Raw genomic sequence first — 18,179 nt, 5'->3', positions numbered from 1 at the left:
CCGCGCCCGCGACCCGGGGGTCAGTTCCCGCGGAGGGCCTTCATCCGCTTGTGCGAGCCGGCCACGATCCGGCCGCGGTCGACGCCGGACGAGAACTCGACGCCCTTGCGGTTGTTCTCGCCACCACAGACGTGGATCGGCCCGTTGCCGATGGACGCCAGGACCTCCTCGGCGACCTCTTCGGGCTCGCTGACGGTGAAGCCGGGCAGATCCATGTCCAGGCCGGCGCGCACCATCGCGGGGGTGCGGACGACGCCGAGGATGACCTCGACGACGTCGACGCCGTACTCACGCATCTCCAGCCACAGGCCCTCGACGAAGACGCGGCTGAACGCCTTCGCCGCGGAGTAGACGCTCATGTCGGCGTGACCGAGGTAGCCGGCCATCGAGCCCATCACCACGATGCCGCCGCGGCCGCGGGACTTGAGGCCGGGGCCGAACCGACGGATGATCTGCATCGGCGAGGTGATGTTGAGGTCGATGACCTTCTGGACCTTGTCCATGTCCGACTCGACGAACTCGGAGCCGTAGGTGTTGGCGCCGGCGTTGAGCACGATGAGGCCGAGGTCGAGACCCTCGCAGGCCGCGGCGATGCCCTCGGTGGCACCGGGCTCGGTGAGGTCGACGGACAGGGTCCGGCACTCGACTCCTTTGGCGCGGACGGCCTCCGCGGTCTCCTCGAGGGGCCCGGTCTTGCGGGCGACGAGGACCGTGGACACCCCCTGATCGGCGAGGCGGAAGGCGATCTCGGCGCCCACGCCCTCACTTCCGCCCACGACGAGGGCCCAGGGACCATAGGTAGCAGGATCGAACGGCTTCGGATTGACAGGTGTCGACATACCCTTAGAGTATGACTAAACAGAGCGATAGTCCCGGATTCGGCGGCGTACCCCTGCCGAAGCTGGGTCCGGACGAGGACTTCTCCCTCGAGGCGGCGCGCAAGCGACTGGGCACAAGGTTCGAACCGATCCCCACCCCGGAGTTGCCGCCGGCGGATCCCGAGCTCGACCGCGTAGTGGCCGAGCTGCGTCGACTCCGTGAGGCGACCGCGGCGTTGGCGCACTCGGAGGTCGAGCTGGGGGACATCGCCGACCGCCTGGCCGCGGTGGCCGACCTGATCGAACCGCGCGTCCCGTCGCCGGCGAAGCGGCTTGAGATCATGTGGACGGGTGCGGGCACCCGCCGGTCGAACCCGGTCGCCGGGCCGGAGAACCCACTCGCCCCGCCGGTGCAGTTCTACGGGTGCGATGACGGCTCGGTGCGTGCCGAGGTGACGCTGGGCCCCGTCTACCAGGGCCCTCCCGGCTGTGTCCACGGGGGTATCAGCGCGCTGATCATCGACCACATGATGGGGTTCGCCAACCACTGGGGCGGCCGCTTCGGGATGACCGCGCACTACGAGATCGACTACCGGTCGCCCACCCCGCTGCTCGAGCCGCTGTCGTTCCGCGCGTGGGTTCAGGAGCGCGAGGGCCGCAAGACGTGGACGCACGCGACGATCCACGCCGGCGATCGTCTGTGCGTGGAGGCGCGGGGGCTGTTCCTGGAGGCGAGTGTGCCGGTGCCGGGCCAGCCGGGCACCGAGTCGATGCTCGGCGACGGGGGATAGGGGCTCAGCCGGGGAGGTCGACCTGGACGACCTTCTGCAGGTAGGGCGCGATGACCTCGGTCAGGCCGGAGGCCAGCTGGTCGGGATCCTCGGGCGGCAGCGAGATGAAGCTGATGCCGATGCGGGCGATGATTGAGGCCGCCAACCGGGCCTGCGTCTCCTCGATCCGCATCCAGCTCTCGGCGAGGGCGGGGGTGAGCACCTCGGTGGCCCGCTCGATGAGGGGGCCGGCCTCGGTGGTGATGAGCCGCAGCAGCTCCGGCTTGATGTCCCCGGTGAGCAGGGCCCGGATGAGCGGGTCGCGCTGGCTGGAGAGCAGGAAGCCGTTGATGCCCTCACGCAGCGCGGTCTCGATCTGCCCGGGATACCGGATGATGGAGTCGCGGATCTCACCGGCGAACGTCTCGGACAGTTGCAGCGCGTACGCCTGCGCCAGACCCTGCCGGTTGCCGAACGTGCTGTAGAGGGTCTGCCGGCTCAGTCCGGCGGCTTTGGCGACGTCGGACATGGTGACCGCGGACCAGTCGCGCGAGCCGAGGAGCTCGTGCATGGCCTCGAACACGGTACTACGGAGCGGCCGACGCTCCCCGCGGGCGTCCCCGGGGGAGGGTCGGTCACTGGTCTGGCGGTGACGGGGCATGGTGCCCATTGTTGCGGATACCCGGCTCCGGGCGGGGGAGGGGCGGGTTCGCACCCCGTACGCGGGGGTCACTTCACCGGCAGGAAGTCGACCTTGTCGCGCACGCCGCAGTCCGAGCACTGCCAGGAGTCGGGGATGGCCGACCACGGGGTGCCGGGCGGGAAGCCCTCGCGCGGGAGGCCGGCGGCCTCGGAGTAGTGGTTCCCGCAGTTGGGGCACACGTACTCGCCGGTGGGCGAGGTCTGGTCGGTCGCGATGTCGGTGTCGGCGATGATCTTCTCCGCCACCGCGGTCGAGCCGGCCCCGTAGCGGGCGAGGATCTTCTCCCGCTTGGAGGGCTGGATGTTCGCGCGGGTGATGTCGCCGTCGTAGTGGTCGAGGACGCGCTTGTCCATGACCTTCCGCCACAGCGGCGGGATGTAGGCGATGACCATCATCGTCGCGTACCCGGACGGCAGCTGCGGGGCCTGCTCGAAGCTGCGGAGCATCTGGTAGCGGCGCATCGGGTTGGCGTGGTGGTCCGAGTGGCGCTGCAGGTGGTACAGGAAGATGTTGGTCACCAGGTGGTCGGAGTTCCACGAGTGCTCGGGGCGGCAGCGCTGGTACCGACCCGCCGAGGTCTTCTGGCGGAGCAGTCCGTAGTGCTCGAGGTAGTTGACGACCTCGAGCAGGGAGAACCCGAAGATCGCCTGCACGATCAGCCAGGGGGCGACCTCCCACCCGAAGATCGCGATGAGCGCGCCGAACAGCACGACGGTCATGAGCCAGGCGTTGAGGTTGTCGTTGCGGAGGGTCCACGGGCTCTTGCCCAGGCGGCCGAGACGCTCGGACTCGAGCGACCACGCCGAGCGGAGCGAGCCGACGACACTGCGCGGCAGGAACGCCCAGAAGGACTCTCCGAAGCGGGAGCTGGCGGGGTCCTCCGGAGTGGCGACGCGCGCGTGGTGGCCACGGTTGTGCTCGATGAAGAAGTGGCCGTAACCGGTGGTGGCGAGCGCGACCTTGGACAGCCACTTCTCGCTGCCCGCGATCTTGTGGCCGAGCTCGTGAGCGGTGTTGATGCCGATGCCGCCGGTGATGGCCACGGTCCAGGCGACGCCGATGGAGGCGGCGACGCTCAGGCCGCCGTCGTAGCCGAGCCAGGACAGGTCGTCGGCGGTCCAGAGGTAGCAGGCGGCGATGAGCGAGGCGTACTGCAGCGGGATGTACAGGTAGGTGCACCACCGGTAGAACGGATCGGCCTCGAGCTTGTCCATGACCTCGTCCGGCGGGTTCTCCCCGTCGGCGCCGATCGCCAGGTCGCCGAGCGGGATGGCGACGTAGACGAGGAACGGCAGCAGGAACCACGCGATGGTCGCGGGGATATCCCAGCCGAGGGCGTTGAAGCCGGCGACGAACGGCATGGAGAGGAACAGGCCCATCGCCGGGATCACTCCGAGCAGCCACAGGTAGCGCTTGGCGTCGGTCCACGCGTACGGCTCGACGTCCGCGTGGTCGTGGCCGTGATGGTCGTGTCCGTGATGGTCGTGATGCGCGTGAGGCGCCTCGTGCTCATCGGCCCCGTCCGTGGGGCGGATGTACTCGGTGCTGGACATCGCTGACGACCTCCGAATCAACGTTGTGTGGCATATGCCACTGTGTTGCACCCGACATTAGACAAAAACCCGCGCCGTGTCTAGACATACCGTCGGTCTTTGTCCAGAAGGCCTCGATGATGACGACGACGAGGACCCGCGATCTCCGACCCGGGCCGGAATAGGTCGGGCACCGGCCGGGTTGTACGGAGGTGTCGTCGGTACACCCCTCGACCGGCGTGAGAGGAGTGGCCCGGCTTGTCCATGCACATGGCCGCCATGCGGACGCTGTACCGGGCCGAGAACAACGGCATCTCGCTCGACCGGAGTGTCTTCACCCGCGAGAACTTCCGCCGGATCGGGCAGTTCGCGCGCCCCCACACCCGGCGGATCGTCGTCTTCCTCATCCTCTCCGTCTTCGGGGCGTCGCTGGCGGTCCTGACCCCCGTGCTCGCGGGCCGGGTCGTCACCGCGATCGTCGAGGCCTCGCCGGTTCACGTGGTCGTCGGGCTCGCGGTACTGATCGCCGCGATCGGCGTCGTCGAGGCGGTCGCGGCCGTGTTCACCCGGTTGTGGTCGGCGCGCATCGGCGAGGGCTTGATCCTCGACCTGCGTCGCGCGGTGTTCGACCACGTACAGACGATGCCGGTGGCATTCTTCATGCGGACCCGCACCGGCGCCCTGGTCAGTCGCCTCAACAACGACGTCATGGGTGCCCAGCGGGCCTTCTCCGACACCCTCTCCGGGGTCGTGTCCAACCTGGTGCAGCTGGTCCTCACCCTGGCGGTGATGGCCGGCATCAACTGGCAGATCACCGTGCTGTCGGTCCTCCTGCTGCCGATCTTCCTGTTCCCCGCCCGGTACGTCGGCAGGCGTCTGGCACGACTCCGACGCGAGGCCTCGGACCTCAACGCGTCGATGAACGACCAGATGACCGAGCGGTTCAACGCCGGTGGGGCGACCCTGGTCAAGCTGTTCGGTCGGCCCTCCGCGGAGTCGGCGGAATTCGCGGCCCGTGCCGGGCGGGTCCGCGGCATCGGGGTGCGCACCGCGCTGCTCATGAGCGTGTTCATGAACTCGCTGACGCTCGTGTCCACCCTGGCGCTGGCACTGGTCTACGGACTGGGCGGGTGGTTCGCCCTCAACGGCGGGTTGGACGCCGGGTCGGTCGTCGCGCTGGCGCTGCTGCTCACCCGCCTCTACGGCCCGCTGACGGCGCTGGCCAACGCCCCGATGGACATCGTCACGGCCATCGTCAGCTTCGAGCGGGTCTTCGAGGTCCTCGACCTGGAGCCCCTGATCGCCGACGCCCCCGACGCCGTCGACATCCCCGAGGGCCCCGCGACCATCGAGTTCGACGACGTCCACTTCTCCTACCCCGCGGCGGACAAGATCTCGCTGGCCTCCCTGGAGGAGGTCGCGGTCCTCGACACCCGCGGTGGGCAGGAGGTGCTGCACGGGATCTCGTTCCGCGCCGCGCCGGGCGAGATGGTCGCGCTCGTCGGGTCGTCGGGAGCCGGGAAGTCGACCATCGCCTCACTCCTGCCCCGCCTCTACGACGTCGACTCGGGCGCGGTGCGGGTCGCGGGACTGGACGTGCGTGACGTCACGTCGTCGTCGCTCCGTCGCACGGTCGGCATGGTCACCCAGGACGGCCACCTCTTCCACGACACCATCCGGGCGAACCTCACCTTCGCGCGCCCGGAGGTCACCGACGATCTCGTGTGGGACGCCCTGCGCCGGTCCCGGCTCGAAGGCCTGGTCGCCTCGCTGCCCGACGGTCTCGACACGGTCATCGGTGACCGCGGATACCGGCTGTCGGGTGGAGAACGTCAGCGCCTGACCATCGCGCGACTGCTCATCGCCGAGCCGTCGGTCGTGGTGTTGGACGAGGCGACGAGTGCGCTGGACTCGACCAACGAGTCCGCGGTCCAGGAGGCACTGACCGAGGCGATGTCCGACCGGACGTCCCTGGTGATCGCGCACCGGCTGTCGACCGTCCGGGCCGCGGATCGGATCCTCGTCCTCGAGGCGGGGCACGTGGTGGAGTCGGGTACCCACGCCGAGCTGCTCGCGGGCGGCGGACGGTACGCGGAACTGTACGAGACGCAGTTCGCCGACCAGGAGTGACCCGCGGCCGGCCGGTCAGCTCTCCAGGTGCAGGCCGAGCTCGCGGGCTGCCAGCGCGGCGTACTTCGAGGTCTGCTCGAAGGCGCCCTCGAGGGGGTTGGCGTCGGTGACGTCGGCGATCTCGGCCCAGCGCTCGGCCACCACCTCGGGGGTCCGCGCACCCTCGGGCAGGTAGACGCCACGGCTCTCGACCATCTGCGACACCGCGAACACACCGGCGCCGGCCCCGAGGATCGTCTTGGTGGGGGCGTCCTCGCTGACCATGAACAGGGCGCCCGGCGCGATGGTCTCGGGACCCATGATGTCCAGCACCCGCTGGGGCAGCAGGTCCTCGGTCATGCGGGTCGCGGCCGTCGGAGCGATGGAATTGACCTTGATGTTCTTCTTCTCGCCCTCGATGGCCAGGACGTTCATCAGGCCGACCAGTCCCGACTTGGCCGCGGCGTAGTTGGCCTGGCCGAAGTTGCCGTAGATTCCGGAGGAGGACGTGGTCATGAGGATGCGGCCGTAGCCGGCCTCGGCCATGTGCGGCCAGACCGCCTTGGTGCAGTTCACCGAGCCCATGAGGTGGACCTCGATGACCTTGCGGAAGTCGGCGATGTCCATCTTGGCGAAGGACTTGTCGCGCAGGATGCCGGCGTTGTTGATGAGGATGTCGATCCGGCCCCACTTCTCCATGACCGTCGACACCATGGCCTCGACCGCCGCCTCGTCGGTGATGTCGCTGCCGTCCACGATCGCCTCGCCGCCGGCCGCGGTGATCTCCTCGACGACCTGCTGCGCCAGCGACGGCGACCCGCCCTCACCGCGGACGTCGCCACCGAGGTCGTTGACGACGACCTTGGCACCACGCTCGGCCAGCGCGAGGGCGTACGCGCGGCCCAGGCCGCCGGCCGCACCGGTGACGATCGCGACGCGATCGGTGAACTCGATGGTCTTGGTCAATTGGGGGCTCCTTTATCGAGGGTAGGGAACGTGATTGGTGGTCTGGTGGGGGGCGCGGGCCCCGTCCGGCGCGTCAGCCCAGCTCGCCGCGCACGAACGACTCGTACGCGGGCAGGTCGAGGAAGCCGTGACCGGACAGGCCGATCACGATCGACGGCCCGGTCCCGGCCTCGCCGGCGTGCTCGCGGGCCTTCGCCATGGCGCCGGCCAGTGCATGGGTCGACTCGGGGGCTGGAACGATGCCCTCCGCCTTGGCGAACTCGACGCCGGCCGCGAACGCGACGTTCTGCTCCACCGCCATCGAGTCGAGCAGGCCGAGGTGCTTGACGTGGCTGACCAGCGGCGCCATGCCGTGATAGCGCAGGCCGCCGGAGTGGATGGGATCCGGGACGAAGTCCTGGCCGAGGGTGTACATCTTCATCAGCGGGGTCAGGCCGGCGACGTCACCGTGGTCGTAGCGGAACTCGCCCTCCGTCAGCGACGGGCAGGCCGTGGGCTCGACCGCGACGATCTCGGTCTTCGCGCCGGCGAGGTTCTCCCGGATGAACGGGAACGCCAGCCCGGCGAGGTTGGAGCCACCGCCGGCGCACCCGTACACGTAGTCCGGCGCGCCCTCGCCGAACATCGCCAGCTGCGTGATGGCCTCCTCGCCGATCACGGTCTGGTGCAGGCACACGTGGTTGAGCACCGAGCCCAGGGAGTAACGGGTCTCGGGATCCGCGGCGGCCACCTCCACGGCCTCGGACACGGCCATGCCGAGAGATCCCGGGGTGTCGGGGTCCTTGGCGAGGAGCGCGCGACCGGCCTCGGTGAGGTCGGACGGGCTCGGGTGCACGGACGCCCCGAAGGTCTCCATGAGCATGCGCCGGTACGGCTTGGAGTGGAAGGAGGCCTTGACCTGCCACACCTCGACCTCGATCCCGAAGGCCTGCCCGGCGAACGCCAGCGACGCACCCCACTGGCCGGCGCCGGTCTCGGTGGTCAGCTTGGTGATGCCCTCGGCGGCGTTGTAGTACGCCTGCGCGACCGCGGTGTTCGGCTTGTGTGAACCGACGGGGCTGGTGCCCTCGTACTTGTAGTAGACGCGGGCGGAGGTGCCCAGCGCCTTCTCGAGACGCCGTGCACGGATGAGCGGCGACGGCCGCCACAGCCGGTAGATCTCCCGGACCGCTTCCGGGATCTCGATGTACCGTTCCGGGGTCACCTCCTGCTCGATGAGCGCCATCGGGAACAGGGGCGCCAGGTCCTCGGGACCGAGCGGCTCCTTGGTTCCGGGGTGCAGGTGGGGCGCCATCGCCTCGGGCAGGTCGGCCTGGATGTTGTACCAGTGCGTCGGCATCTCGTTCTCGGGCAGGAGAGCCTTGACCAGCGGGACGGAGGGGGCGGCAGACGTCATGTGTGTCCTCGGAAGCGATCGAAGGGTGAGCCTGGTCTCATCCTAGGAGGTCGCGTCGCATGGGCAGATGGGGGATCCGTCCGTCGATGTAGTCCTGTCCGCACCGGACGAATCCGAACTGCTCGTACCACCGCTCGAGGTGGGCCTGGGCCCCGATCTCGACCGGCCGGTCACCGCACAGTTCCAACGCCCGGCGGATCAGGTCGGCCGCGATACCCCGGCCCCGCCACGACGGTGCCGTACACACGCGCCCGACGTGCATGAGTCCGTCGGCGGCGTCGTCTGCGAAGACGCGCAGTGTCGCCACGAGTTCACCGCCCGACCCCCGCGCGAGGAGATGTGTGGTGCCGGGGTCGGCGTCGACGTCGTCGATCTCGGCGTACGGGCAGTCCTGCTCGGCCACGAAGACGTCCACGCGCAGTCGGTACAGCGCGTGGACGTCCAGTGGGCCCAGTTCCTCGAGGGCCGACGCGGAGATCTCGAGCGCCGGGTCGTGGGCCGACGCGTCGGATCGGCTCATGCGCCGGTGGTGTTGCCGTCCGTGGTCTGACCGCCCGTCGAGGTGTCGTCCCCCGCGGCGTCATCGGAGGGCTGCGGCGCGGAACCGGCAGCGGGGCCGGGCGCGGCGCTGCCCGCGGCCGGGGAGGACTCGGCGGACTGGTCGGCGGGGCCCTCGGGATCCGGGGACTCGATGGTCAGGTCCTCGCCCGTCTCCGAATCCTCGGACTCACGGGCGTCCGGGCCCGTGGATCCGGCCGCGTCACCCCGGGAGTCGGCGGCCGCCTCGGCCGGCGTGGGCGTCCGCGGCGGAGCCGGGGTGGGCTTGGGCGCCGGCGGGGAGGAGGGAGCGGGCGAACCCGGGTCGCGCAGGAAGTACGCGGTGGCGCCGACGACGGCGGCACCGCCGACGAGTCCCACGATCCACAGCGGCGCGAAGCGACGCAGCGGGCTGCGCTTCTCCTGCGGCGTGGCGAGGGCGGAGGTCTTCTCGCGCAGGGAGTCGGCGTGCTGGCGGGCGTCGGCCGCGAGGTCACCGAGGATCTCCGCCTGCTCCGCGCGGCGCTCACGGAGCACCTGGATGCCGCGGCTTGCTCCGAAGAGGGCGAGCCCGACGGGGCCCCGGGTGGCGGCGACGGCGGCCTCGCCGAGGAACCGCGGGTCCTTGAGGTCGAACGCCTTGCGCGCGGCGGTCCCGGCCTTGTTCAGGTCCTTGTCCGCCTGCTTGACGGCCTTGCGGTGGGCGGCGCGATCGCTTCGTGTGCTCATGTGACGATGGTGGCACAGCGCTCGGACACCGACCACCACCTCGCCGACATCGGTTCCACCATCGTGGCAGGATGGGACACGTGAGCATCGCAACGCAGAAGGCAACCATCCACACCAACCGGGGCGACATCGTCGTCGAGCTGTACGGCAACCACGCCCCGGAGACCGTGCAGAACTTCGTCGGGCTGGCCGACGGCTCCAAGGAGTACTCCCAAGCCAACGCCAAGGGGGAGAAGACCGGCCCGTTCTACGACGGCTCCATCTTCCACCGCGTCATCTCCGGCTTCATGATCCAGGGCGGCGACCCCACGGGCACCGGCCGCGGCGGCCCGGGTTACCAGTTCAAGGACGAGTTCCACCCGGAGCTGCAGTTCTCCGAGCCCTACCTGCTGGCCATGGCCAACGCCGGACCGGGCACCAACGGTTCGCAGTTCTTCATCACGGTCGGCCCCACGCCGCACCTGAACAACCGCCACACCATCTTCGGCAAGGTCGCCGACGAGGACTCCCGCAAGGTCGTCGACGCCATCGCCACCACCCGTACCGGTGCGATGGACCGCCCGACCGAGGACGTCGTGATCGAGTCGATCGAGATCTCCTGACCGACCTCCCCGGCCGGTCGGCGGCGCGGGTCCCGGGACACACGGACCCGCGCCGCACGTCTATCCGCAGCACGACGAACCGGGAGCCATGAGCATCCAGACCCACCGCGGTGGCGCGGTCTCGCGTTTCTTCCGCCTCCAGCCGGTCACGGCGTGGCTCATCACCGCCAATCTCGCCGTCTACGTCGCCACCGCGGCGCAGGCGCGCAGCATCATGGCGAACAGCGCCTCGGCCCTGTTCGAGGCCACGGCCCTGTTCCCGCCGATGGTGGCGGTCCGCGACGAGTGGTGGCGGCTGCTCACCTCGGCGTTCCAGCATTTCGGCCCGATGCACCTGCTGCTCAACATGTACATGCTGTGGATCCTCGGTCTGGGGATCGAGCGCAGCATCGGGCACGCCCGGTTCCTCGGTCTCTACCTCGTCTCCGCCCTCGGTGGGTCCGTGGCGGTGATGTTCACCAGCCAGAACGCGCTCACCGCCGGCGCCTCCGGGGCCATCTTCGGGCTGATGGGGGCATACGCCATCGTCGCGATGTCCCTGCGCCTCGACGTCAAGGGCATCGGGTTGCTGCTCGTACTCAACATCGGCGTCAGCTTCCTCGTCCCCGGGGTTTCGCTGGGCGCGCATCTCGGCGGGCTCGCGGTGGGCGCGGTCGCCGCCGTCGCGCTGGTGGTGCTGCCGCGGCGCCTGCCCCCCCGTGTGGGTCGCGGGGGGCGGGAGGTCGTGTCGTGGACCGCGTACCTCGTCGTCGTCGTCCTCGTCGGGCTCGCCGCGTGGTACGCGGCGGAGTCCATGACCGCGGGGTTCGTCGTCCTCCGCTGAGCCCCGCCGGCCCCGCCCCGCTGCCCGGCGCCGCCGCCGCGCCATCTCGCTGCCCTCCCGCCCGTGGCTACGTGTCGCCGCGCCGGCCGCACCTACGTGTCGCCGCGCCGGCCGCCGAACCCCAGCCGCGTGAGCGTCTCCACGACGTCGCGCGGATCGGTGCCCAGATCGAGCCGGGTGAACACGTCGAGCTGCTCGCGGCCGCGCTCGTCGGTGTACTCCAGCCTCATCATGTGCTGCCGCACGCCCCACCGGGCCGACCCGAGCGCGCGCACCTCCACCACCTCGGACCGGGGCACGAACAGCACCCGTCCGAGTTTCTTGATCGCCAGTTGCCCGTCCACGACCTCGATCCGCGGTCGCCGCAGCAACTGCGACACCCCGGACGGGATGAGGAACAGCGCCGCCAGCCCCGTGAGCAGCAGCGCGAGCGGCTCGGCGCGCTGCAGTCCGAGCACCACCAGCACGACGCCCGCGGCGATCTGCACGCCCGGCCACACGGCGCCCGGCGACCACGACACGGCCCCGGGCCCCGCTCCGGAGACCGCCTCACCACTCACACGCCCATCCTCCCTTATCCACAGGCGTTATCCACACTGTGGAGGAATAACACGCGTGGAGTTCGAAAGTCGTTCGAGTCGGAGCGGGCCCGACCTGCGGTGTCGACCTCGTCGTCGTCCCACAGGCTTTATCCCCAGTGTGGAGGGAATTGTCCACAGTGTGTGAGGGGTGTGTAAGAGCGGAGTCACGGTCGTCGGTGGTCTTGCAATCGGGCTGTTGACCTGCATGAATGAGGGAGAGCCAGAGAAAATGCAGGTCACCCCCCGCGTTGTGCGGGGGGTGACCTGTGGAAAAGACTGTGGAAAGCGCGGGAGCACCTCGTGGAGGGGCCCTGTGGAGAACCCTCAGCGCCACCGCATCGTCATGAGCAGCCCGACGACGGCCAGCCCGAAGCCGATCGCGAAATTCTGCCACGTCTCCAGATCGCGCATGAACGGGATCCTCTCCCCGGCGATGTAGTACGTGACCAGCCACAGCAGGCCGAGAATCATGAAGCCCAGCATGAGTACGACGTACCAGCGCGCCGTCGGGGTCCCCTTGACCTTGACGGGGGTGCGGCTGACGGCCGCGTCGGTGTACTCGGTCTTGGACCGGACCTTTGACTTGGGCATTACAGTCCTCGTGGTGGGGGATATCGGAGCGAGTCTACCAAGCCCACCGGAGACGCTCCCCGGCCCGAGCGCAGTACCCTGCGTCTATGCGCATTCTCGTCGTCGACAACTTCGACAGCTTCGTCTACAACCTGGTCCAGTACCTGGGCCAGTTGGGCGCGACGTGCGACGTGTGGAGGAACGACGACTCCAGGCTCGCCGGCCCGGACGGTCGCTACGACCCGGCCGGTCTGGAACGCGCCATCGGCGGGTACGACGGCGTCCTGCTGAGCCCGGGGCCCGGAACGCCTGACCGGGCGGGTGCCACGATCCCGCTCATCGGGGCCTGTGGACGCGCGGGCGTGCCGGTGCTGGGCGTGTGCCTGGGACATCAGGCGATCGGTGAGGCGTTCGGCGCGACCGTCGACCGTGCCGCCGAGCTCATGCACGGCAAGACGAGCCGGGTCACTCACGACGACTCCGGTGTCCTCGCCGGCATCCCCAGCCCGTTCACGGCCACGCGCTACCACTCGCTGACCGTGCTGCCCGAGACGATCCCGGACACGCTCGTACCGACGGCGTGGACGGAGTCAGGGCTGATCATGGCGATGCGTCACCGCGACATGCCCGTCCACGGCGTGCAGTTCCACCCCGAGTCGGTCATGAGCGACGGCGGGCACCGCATGCTCGCCAACTGGCTGGGGATGTGCGGGGAGCGGCCGTCCGAGACCCTGGTGACGCGGCTGGAGTCGGAGCTCGACCGGACCCGCGGCGCCGCCCTCGCCTAGACCGCCGTCGAGCAGACGGTTCGGCACGCATCGCCCGAGAGGGGGCGTGCCGAACTGTCTTCTCGATGAGGACGGCGGCGGGTCAGCCGGGGCCGGGGACCAGGCCGAATCGGATCACCCGGACCACGACCTGGTCGTTGACGCCCGCCTCGCCCACCGGCGGCTGCTGCGAGTAGATCCGGCCGACCCTGGACAGGTCCGGATCGTTCTGCGGGAGCTCGACGAGCTGGCCGCGGCCGCCACGCCAGCCCGCCTGCTCGAGCTTGGCCAACGCCTCCTCGACGGTGTCGCCGACGATGTTGGGCATCTCGAAGCGGTTCCCCGCCGAGACCTGCAGCGTGATCGTCGCGCCCTTGAGCTGGGACTGCCCGGCGGGCGTCGACTGGCCGACCACCTGACCCTCCGGCGCCGTGCCGTCGACGCGCAGCGTGTCCACCCGGAAGCCCGCGGCCTCGAGCGTGGCCCGGGCGGACTCGGCGCCCTGGCCGACCACCCCGGGCACCGCGACCTGCTCGGGCCCGGACCCCACCGTCAGTCGGACCGGCCGGTCGGAGGGCACCTGCGCGCCCGGCGCGGGATCGGTGTCGACGACCTTGTCCTGGTCCTCCGGCGTCGACGGCCGGGCCTCGTTCTCCGGGACGACCTGGAACCCGGCCTCCTCCAACGCCAACCGGGCGTCGGCGGGCGACATCCCCATGACGTTGGGCACCGACAGGATCGGCTTACCCGTGGACACGACCAGGTTTATCTCCGAGCCCACCGCGAGGCGCTTGCCGGCGATCGGGTCCGACGAGATGACGTGACCCTCGGGGATCTCCGGGTGCGGCGCCGGCGCCTGCACCGGTTCCAGGCCGAGCGCGGTGAGCTCCTCGACCACCTCGGCCACCGGCCGCTGCGCCACCTCCGGGATCGTCACCTCCTGCGGCCGCGAGATCCCGCCGCCGCCGTTCGAGGTCGCCCACAGGGACACGGCCGTGACGCCGCCCAGGACGAGCAGCACCGCCAGCGCGACCGCCACCCCCCGTGGCCTGCGGCGGTCGCCGTCGCGGGCCGCCGGACGGCGACCGCCCGCGGAGTGGGATGCGGGACGGGAGCCCGCCGCGGCCCCCGCGGCCCCCGCGGCTCCGCCGGCCACGCCCGCCAGATCGTGGGCCTCCGTGAGCGCATCCGACGGAGACTGCTGGGGCCGGCCGGTCCCGTACCCCGCGCCGGTGAACCCGTGTGGCGCGTCGGGCCGCTCGTCGTCGTCGAGGTCGTCGTCCGACAGCACCAACGGCGCCGCCGGACGGCCGCCGGTGAGCACCGTGATGAGGTCGGTGCGCATCTCCCCGGCCGAGGTGTAGCGGTTCTCCGGGTTCTTGGCCATGGCCTGCATGACCACCGCGTCGACGTACCGCGTCACCTCCGGGTTGACCGCCGACGGCGGCCGCGGGGACTCGCGGACGTGCTGGTACGCCACCGCGACCGGCGACTCGCCCGTGAACGGCGGCACCCCGGCGACCATCTCGTAGAGCACGCAACCGGCGGAGTACAGGTCCGACCGGGCGTCGACGGTCTCGCCGCGCGCCTGCTCCGGGCTCAGGTACTGCGCGGTGCCGAGGACCGACGACGTGGTGGTGAGCGACGACGAGGAGTCGCTGACCGCGCGCGCGATGCCGAAGTCCATGACCTTGACCGCGCCGTCGCGGGAGATCATGACGTTGGCCGGCTTGACGTCGCGGTGGATGATGCCCTTCTTGTGCGAGAAGTCGAGCGCCCCGCACACGTCGGCCATCACGCCGAGCGCGCGGTCGAGCGGCATCGGGCCGTCCATCCGGATGATGTCGCGCAGGGTGTCGCCCTCGACGAGCTCCATGACGATGTACGGCAGGGAGCCCTCGTCGGTGTGCTCCTCGCCCTGGTCGTATATCGCGACGATCGACGGGTGGTTGAGCGATGCCGAGTTCTGCGCTTCACGACGGAAGCGCTGGTAGAAGGTCTCGTCGCGGGCCAGCTCGGGCCGCATGATCTTCACGGCGACGTCGCGGCCGAGAACCGTGTCCCGACCCCGGTGGACCTCCGACATGCCGCCGAAGCCGAGGGTCTCGCCGATCTCGTACCGGCCCGCGAGGACGGATGGTGTGGTCATGCGCCCTCACCCCCGCCGCGCGCCGGCACGGGCACGACGTCACCGTCGGTCCGCCCGCTGGCCTGGGGACCGTCGCCGCGACCCTCGTCACCCCGGCCTTCGCCGCCCTGACCCTGACCCTGGCCCTGTGCGCCCTGCTGGCCCTGGCCCTGCTGCGGCAGGAGCGAGCTGAACTCGGAGGTGAGCGAGTCGAGCATGTCCTGCAGGTCGGAGGTGGCCGGCGCCCCTGTCGGCGACGGCGAGGGCTCCGGTGTCGGCGTGGGAGACGGGGTGGGGCTCGGCCGCGGCGTGGGTGCCGGGGCGGGGGCCTGCGTGGTCACGGTGGTGACGGGCGTGGTGGCCGGCGTCCGCGGAGTGGTGGTGCCGCCGCCGAACAGCCCGCCCGGGCCGAAGACGCCGAGATTGGACAGCGCGACCGCCGCGGCGACCGCCAGGGCGGCGACCAGGACGAACACCACGAGGAACCACCCCGCGCACCCGCCCCCGCGGCGACGCCGGGGAGGTCGCGTGGTGACCGGCGTGGCGGGCTGTCGGCCGGTGGCCGGCGGCCGGCCCGGTGCCTGCGCGGCCGGCTGTCCCTGCGTGCGGGTGGGTCCCGGTGTGCGGGGCGCGCCCTGGGTGCGGGGCCGGCCCGCGGTGCCCGGGTGCATGCTCGTGTAGGCGCGCGTCGGATCCGCGCCGGCCGACGAGGCGCGGTACACGCCCGAGCCGTCGTCAGGGAGGACGGTGGTCGCCGCGGTGGCTGCCGCCGCACCCGCGGCCGCCCCGGCGGCGGCCCCGCCCGCGGCGGCGAGGAACGCACTCGGCGGGCGTGGATCGCGGCCGGCGCGGATGTCGGCGACGGCCTCGGCGAAGGCCTCGCCGTCGGGGTAGCGCCGCTCGGGATCCTTGGACATCGCCTCGGCGATGACGCGCCGGACCGGGCCGGGCACGGACTCGGGCAGCGGCGCCGGGGTGTCGCGCACGTGCATCATCGCGACGCTCACGGGTGAGTCGGCGACGAACGGTCGCCGCCCGGCCAGGCACTCGTAACCCACCACGCCGAGGGAGTAGACGTCGCCGGCCGGGGTCGTGTCGTGGCCCATCGCCTGCTCGGGCGCGATGTACTGGGCGGTGCCCACGACCATCCCCGTCTGGGTGACGGCGGACGCGCCCATGGACTTGGCGATCCCGAAGTCGGTGAGCTTGACCTGCCCCGTCGGCGTGATGAGGATGTTGCCCGGCTTGACGTCGCGGTGCACGAGCCCGATCGCGTGGGCGGCGTTGAGGGCGCGGCCGGTCTGCTCGAGCATGTCCAGCGTGTGGCGCAGGGGCAGCGTGCCCTCGCGCGCGAGGACGTCCGACAGCGGCTCGCCCACCACGAGTTCCATGACGAGGTAGGACAGCGGGCTGCCGGAGGCGGGGTCGGTGATCTGGCCGTAGTCGTAGACGGTGGCGATGCCGGGATGGGAGATCCGCGCGGTGACCTTGGCCTCGGACCGGAACCGCTCGACGAACTCGGGATCGGACGAGTACTCGGCTTTGAGGACCTTGACCGCGACGTGCCGGTCGAGGACGGAGTCGTCCGCCTCCCAGACCTGACCCATCCCGCCCGTGGCGATGAGCCGCAACAGACGGTAGCGCTGGGACAGCAGAGCCCCGGAGTTCAGGCTCACGGCGCGCCCCCGAGGAGGGCGCCCAGGACCTCGCGCCCGACGGGGGCGGCGTAGGTGGCGCCGACGGTGTCGCGGGTGATGCCGGGGCCGGACTCGATCGCCACGGCCACCGCCACGTCGCGGCCGGGGACGAACGCGATGTACCAGGTGTAGGGGATCGACGTGGAGGCGTCGACGCCGTGCTCGGCGGTGCCGGTCTTGGAGGCGATGGTCACCCCGGGCAGGCCGCCGCCGGCGTTGGCCTCGGCGCCGATCATCATGTCGGTGAGGGTGGCGGCCTGGTCGTCGGTGAGGGCGCGGGCCGCGTCGCGAGGGGTGAAACCCTCGACGACGGAGAGGTCGGGCGCCGTCAGGGACTTGACCAGCTGCGGCTCCATGCGGACGCCGCCGTTGGAGACGGTCGCGGCGACCATGGCGCTCTGCAGGGTGGTCATGCGGACGTCGCTCTGGCCGATCGCGCTCATGGCGAGCTGGGCCGCGTCCTCCATCTGCCCGAGCCCCGACGGCGCGACGGGCACCCCGAACTCCTCCGGGGCGGACCCGTCCACGCCGAACTTCTCGGCCATCTCGGTGAACGCCTCCGGGCCGATCTCCTGGCTCAGCTCCACGAACGGGACGTTGCAGGACAGCTCGAGCGCCGTGCGGAGGGTGACCGTGCCGCCGCCACAGGTCTGACCCGCGTAGTTCTGCAGGTAGGTGGCTGTGCCGGGCAGGAGGGTGCGGTCGGCGCCGGAGACGGGGGTGTCCGGGCCCATGCCCTGCTCGAGGGCCGCGGCCGTGGTGATGACCTTCATCGTCGAGCCGGGCGGCAGGGCCTGCTGGGTGGCGTGGTTGAGCAGGGGCCGGTCGGGACTCTGCTCGATGCGGGTCATCTCCGCCTCGCGCACGTCGGGGTCGGTGCTCGACAGGGCGCCCGGGTCGAACGAGGGGCTGGAGGCCAGCGCGAGCACCTCGCCGGTCGAGGGACGCACGGCGGCGACGGACCCGACGAACGGGCCCTGGCCGGCGCCGCGGCGGAGGGCGTCGTAGGCGACGCGCTGGCCGACCGGGTCGAGGGTCAGCTCGACGGAGCCGCCCTGGGGGGTGCGGCCGGAGATGAGGCCGGTGATGCGCTGCGACAGCAGGCGCGGATCGGAGCCGTTGAGGAAAGCGTCCTGGGACTGCTCGATCCCGGCGGTGGCGAACTGCAGCGAGTAGTAGCCGACGGTGGGGCCGAACACCTCGGGGTCGGTGGGGTAGGTGCGCTCGAACTCGAAGCGGCCCTCCGACGGTAGGGACATGGCCAGCACGCGCCCGCCGGCGGTGATCTGTCCGCGCTGGCGGGAGTACTCGTCGAGGAGCATGCGGGTGTTGCGCGGGTCGGCGCGCAGTTCGTCGGCGCGGAAGACCTGCACCCAGGTGAGCTGGAGGAGGAGGGCCACCACCATGACCATGGCGGCCACGGCGACCCTGCGGATGGCGACGTTCACGCG

The 18,179-nt window shown here is 71.0% G+C and carries 17 protein-coding genes; 5 read left to right on the top strand and 12 right to left on the bottom strand.

The genetic code is table 11. The features are described 5' to 3' along the window. Positions 1–20 precede the first annotated feature (20 nt). Entirely contained in the window at positions 21–839 is an 819-nt protein-coding gene (locus tag DPA01S_RS12565; RefSeq protein ID WP_061916688.1) for an SDR family NAD(P)-dependent oxidoreductase, read from the bottom strand. Positions 840–850: 11 nt separating this feature from the next. On the opposite strand from DPA01S_RS12565, the gene DPA01S_RS12560 reads away from it, so the two are divergent. Next, the gene (locus tag DPA01S_RS12560) at positions 851–1,609 is read left to right on the top strand and encodes a PaaI family thioesterase (RefSeq protein ID WP_061916686.1); all 759 of its coding nucleotides are present in this window, start codon (positions 851–853) and stop codon (positions 1,607–1,609) included. Between the two features lie 4 nt (positions 1,610–1,613). Here the strand turns inward: DPA01S_RS12560 and DPA01S_RS12555 are convergent, their stop codons facing one another. Then, entirely contained in the window at positions 1,614–2,249 is a 636-nt protein-coding gene (locus tag DPA01S_RS12555; protein WP_232303133.1) for a TetR/AcrR family transcriptional regulator, read from the bottom strand. 68 nt (positions 2,250–2,317) lie between these two features. Continuing rightward, the gene (locus tag DPA01S_RS12550; RefSeq protein ID WP_061228249.1) at positions 2,318–3,844 is read right to left on the bottom strand and encodes a fatty acid desaturase; all 1,527 of its coding nucleotides are present in this window, start codon (positions 3,842–3,844) and stop codon (positions 2,318–2,320) included. Positions 3,845–4,081: 237 nt separating this feature from the next. Between DPA01S_RS12550 and DPA01S_RS12545 the strand changes: the two genes are divergently transcribed. Next, on the top strand, positions 4,082–5,953 hold the full coding sequence (locus DPA01S_RS12545) for an ABC transporter ATP-binding protein (protein ID WP_084374763.1): 1,872 nt from the start codon (positions 4,082–4,084) through the stop codon (positions 5,951–5,953). A 15-nt stretch (positions 5,954–5,968) separates the two neighbouring features. Here the strand turns inward: DPA01S_RS12545 and DPA01S_RS12540 are convergent, their stop codons facing one another. From DPA01S_RS12540 to DPA01S_RS12525, 4 genes are all read right to left on the bottom strand, one after another. Then, positions 5,969–6,898 carry an SDR family NAD(P)-dependent oxidoreductase gene (locus tag DPA01S_RS12540; RefSeq protein WP_174521525.1) on the bottom strand — a complete coding sequence of 310 codons (930 nt, stop codon included), beginning with the start codon at positions 6,896–6,898 and terminating at the stop codon, positions 5,969–5,971. 73 nt (positions 6,899–6,971) lie between these two features. Further along, positions 6,972–8,294 (bottom strand): TrpB-like pyridoxal phosphate-dependent enzyme, encoded by a 1,323-nt coding sequence (locus tag DPA01S_RS12535; protein WP_061916680.1) that lies wholly within the window; start codon positions 8,292–8,294, stop codon positions 6,972–6,974. A 37-nt stretch (positions 8,295–8,331) separates the two neighbouring features. Then, positions 8,332–8,814 carry a GNAT family N-acetyltransferase gene (locus tag DPA01S_RS12530; protein ID WP_061228252.1) on the bottom strand — a complete coding sequence of 161 codons (483 nt, stop codon included), beginning with the start codon at positions 8,812–8,814 and terminating at the stop codon, positions 8,332–8,334. Continuing rightward, positions 8,811–9,560, bottom strand: a complete 750-nt coding sequence (locus DPA01S_RS12525; RefSeq protein ID WP_061228253.1) for a hypothetical protein — start codon at positions 9,558–9,560, stop codon at positions 8,811–8,813. Before DPA01S_RS12525 ends, DPA01S_RS12530 begins: the two co-directional genes overlap by 4 nt. Positions 9,561–9,631: 71 nt before the next feature. Between DPA01S_RS12525 and DPA01S_RS12520 the strand changes: the two genes are divergently transcribed. Further along, positions 9,632–10,162: a peptidylprolyl isomerase gene (locus DPA01S_RS12520; protein ID WP_167349543.1), complete on the top strand. Its 531-nt coding sequence runs from the start codon at positions 9,632–9,634 to the stop codon at positions 10,160–10,162. Between the two features lie 88 nt (positions 10,163–10,250). Next, a complete protein-coding gene (locus DPA01S_RS12515; RefSeq protein WP_061228254.1) occupies positions 10,251–10,985 on the top strand; it encodes a rhomboid family intramembrane serine protease in 735 nt (244 codons plus the stop codon). A 92-nt stretch (positions 10,986–11,077) separates the two neighbouring features. Here the strand turns inward: DPA01S_RS12515 and DPA01S_RS12510 are convergent, their stop codons facing one another. Continuing rightward, positions 11,078–11,545: a PH domain-containing protein gene (locus DPA01S_RS12510; protein WP_061916677.1), complete on the bottom strand. Its 468-nt coding sequence runs from the start codon at positions 11,543–11,545 to the stop codon at positions 11,078–11,080. Between the two features lie 345 nt (positions 11,546–11,890). Beyond that, entirely contained in the window at positions 11,891–12,157 is a 267-nt protein-coding gene (gene crgA / locus DPA01S_RS12505) for a cell division protein CrgA (RefSeq protein ID WP_061916674.1), read from the bottom strand. Between the two features lie 86 nt (positions 12,158–12,243). Here crgA and DPA01S_RS12500 point away from each other — a divergent pair, with 86 nt between their 5' ends. Next, a complete protein-coding gene (locus DPA01S_RS12500) occupies positions 12,244–12,924 on the top strand; it encodes an aminodeoxychorismate/anthranilate synthase component II (protein ID WP_061916671.1) in 681 nt (226 codons plus the stop codon). Positions 12,925–13,006: 82 nt separating this feature from the next. On the opposite strand, the gene pknB is transcribed toward DPA01S_RS12500, so the two are convergent. Genes pknB through DPA01S_RS12485 form a run of 3 tightly spaced genes read right to left on the bottom strand, consistent with a single transcriptional unit; the run spans position 13,007 to position 18,176 of the window. Beyond that, the gene (pknB, locus tag DPA01S_RS12495; RefSeq protein WP_061916669.1) at positions 13,007–15,052 is read right to left on the bottom strand and encodes a Stk1 family PASTA domain-containing Ser/Thr kinase; all 2,046 of its coding nucleotides are present in this window, start codon (positions 15,050–15,052) and stop codon (positions 13,007–13,009) included. After that, the gene (locus DPA01S_RS12490; RefSeq protein ID WP_061916666.1) at positions 15,049–16,707 is read right to left on the bottom strand and encodes a serine/threonine-protein kinase; all 1,659 of its coding nucleotides are present in this window, start codon (positions 16,705–16,707) and stop codon (positions 15,049–15,051) included. Before DPA01S_RS12490 ends, pknB begins: the two co-directional genes overlap by 4 nt. Continuing rightward, on the bottom strand, positions 16,704–18,176 hold the full coding sequence (locus tag DPA01S_RS12485) for a penicillin-binding transpeptidase domain-containing protein (protein ID WP_061916663.1): 1,473 nt from the start codon (positions 18,174–18,176) through the stop codon (positions 16,704–16,706). The genes DPA01S_RS12490 and DPA01S_RS12485 overlap by 4 nt, the downstream gene beginning before the upstream one ends. Positions 18,177–18,179: the final 3 nt, after the last annotated feature.

The organism is Dietzia papillomatosis NBRC 105045, assembly GCF_001570845.1.
GTDB lineage: Bacteria > Actinomycetota > Actinomycetes > Mycobacteriales > Mycobacteriaceae > Dietzia > Dietzia cinnamea.
Note: the sequence above shows the minus strand (reverse complement) of the source record. Positions and strands in the feature narration are given on the sequence as shown.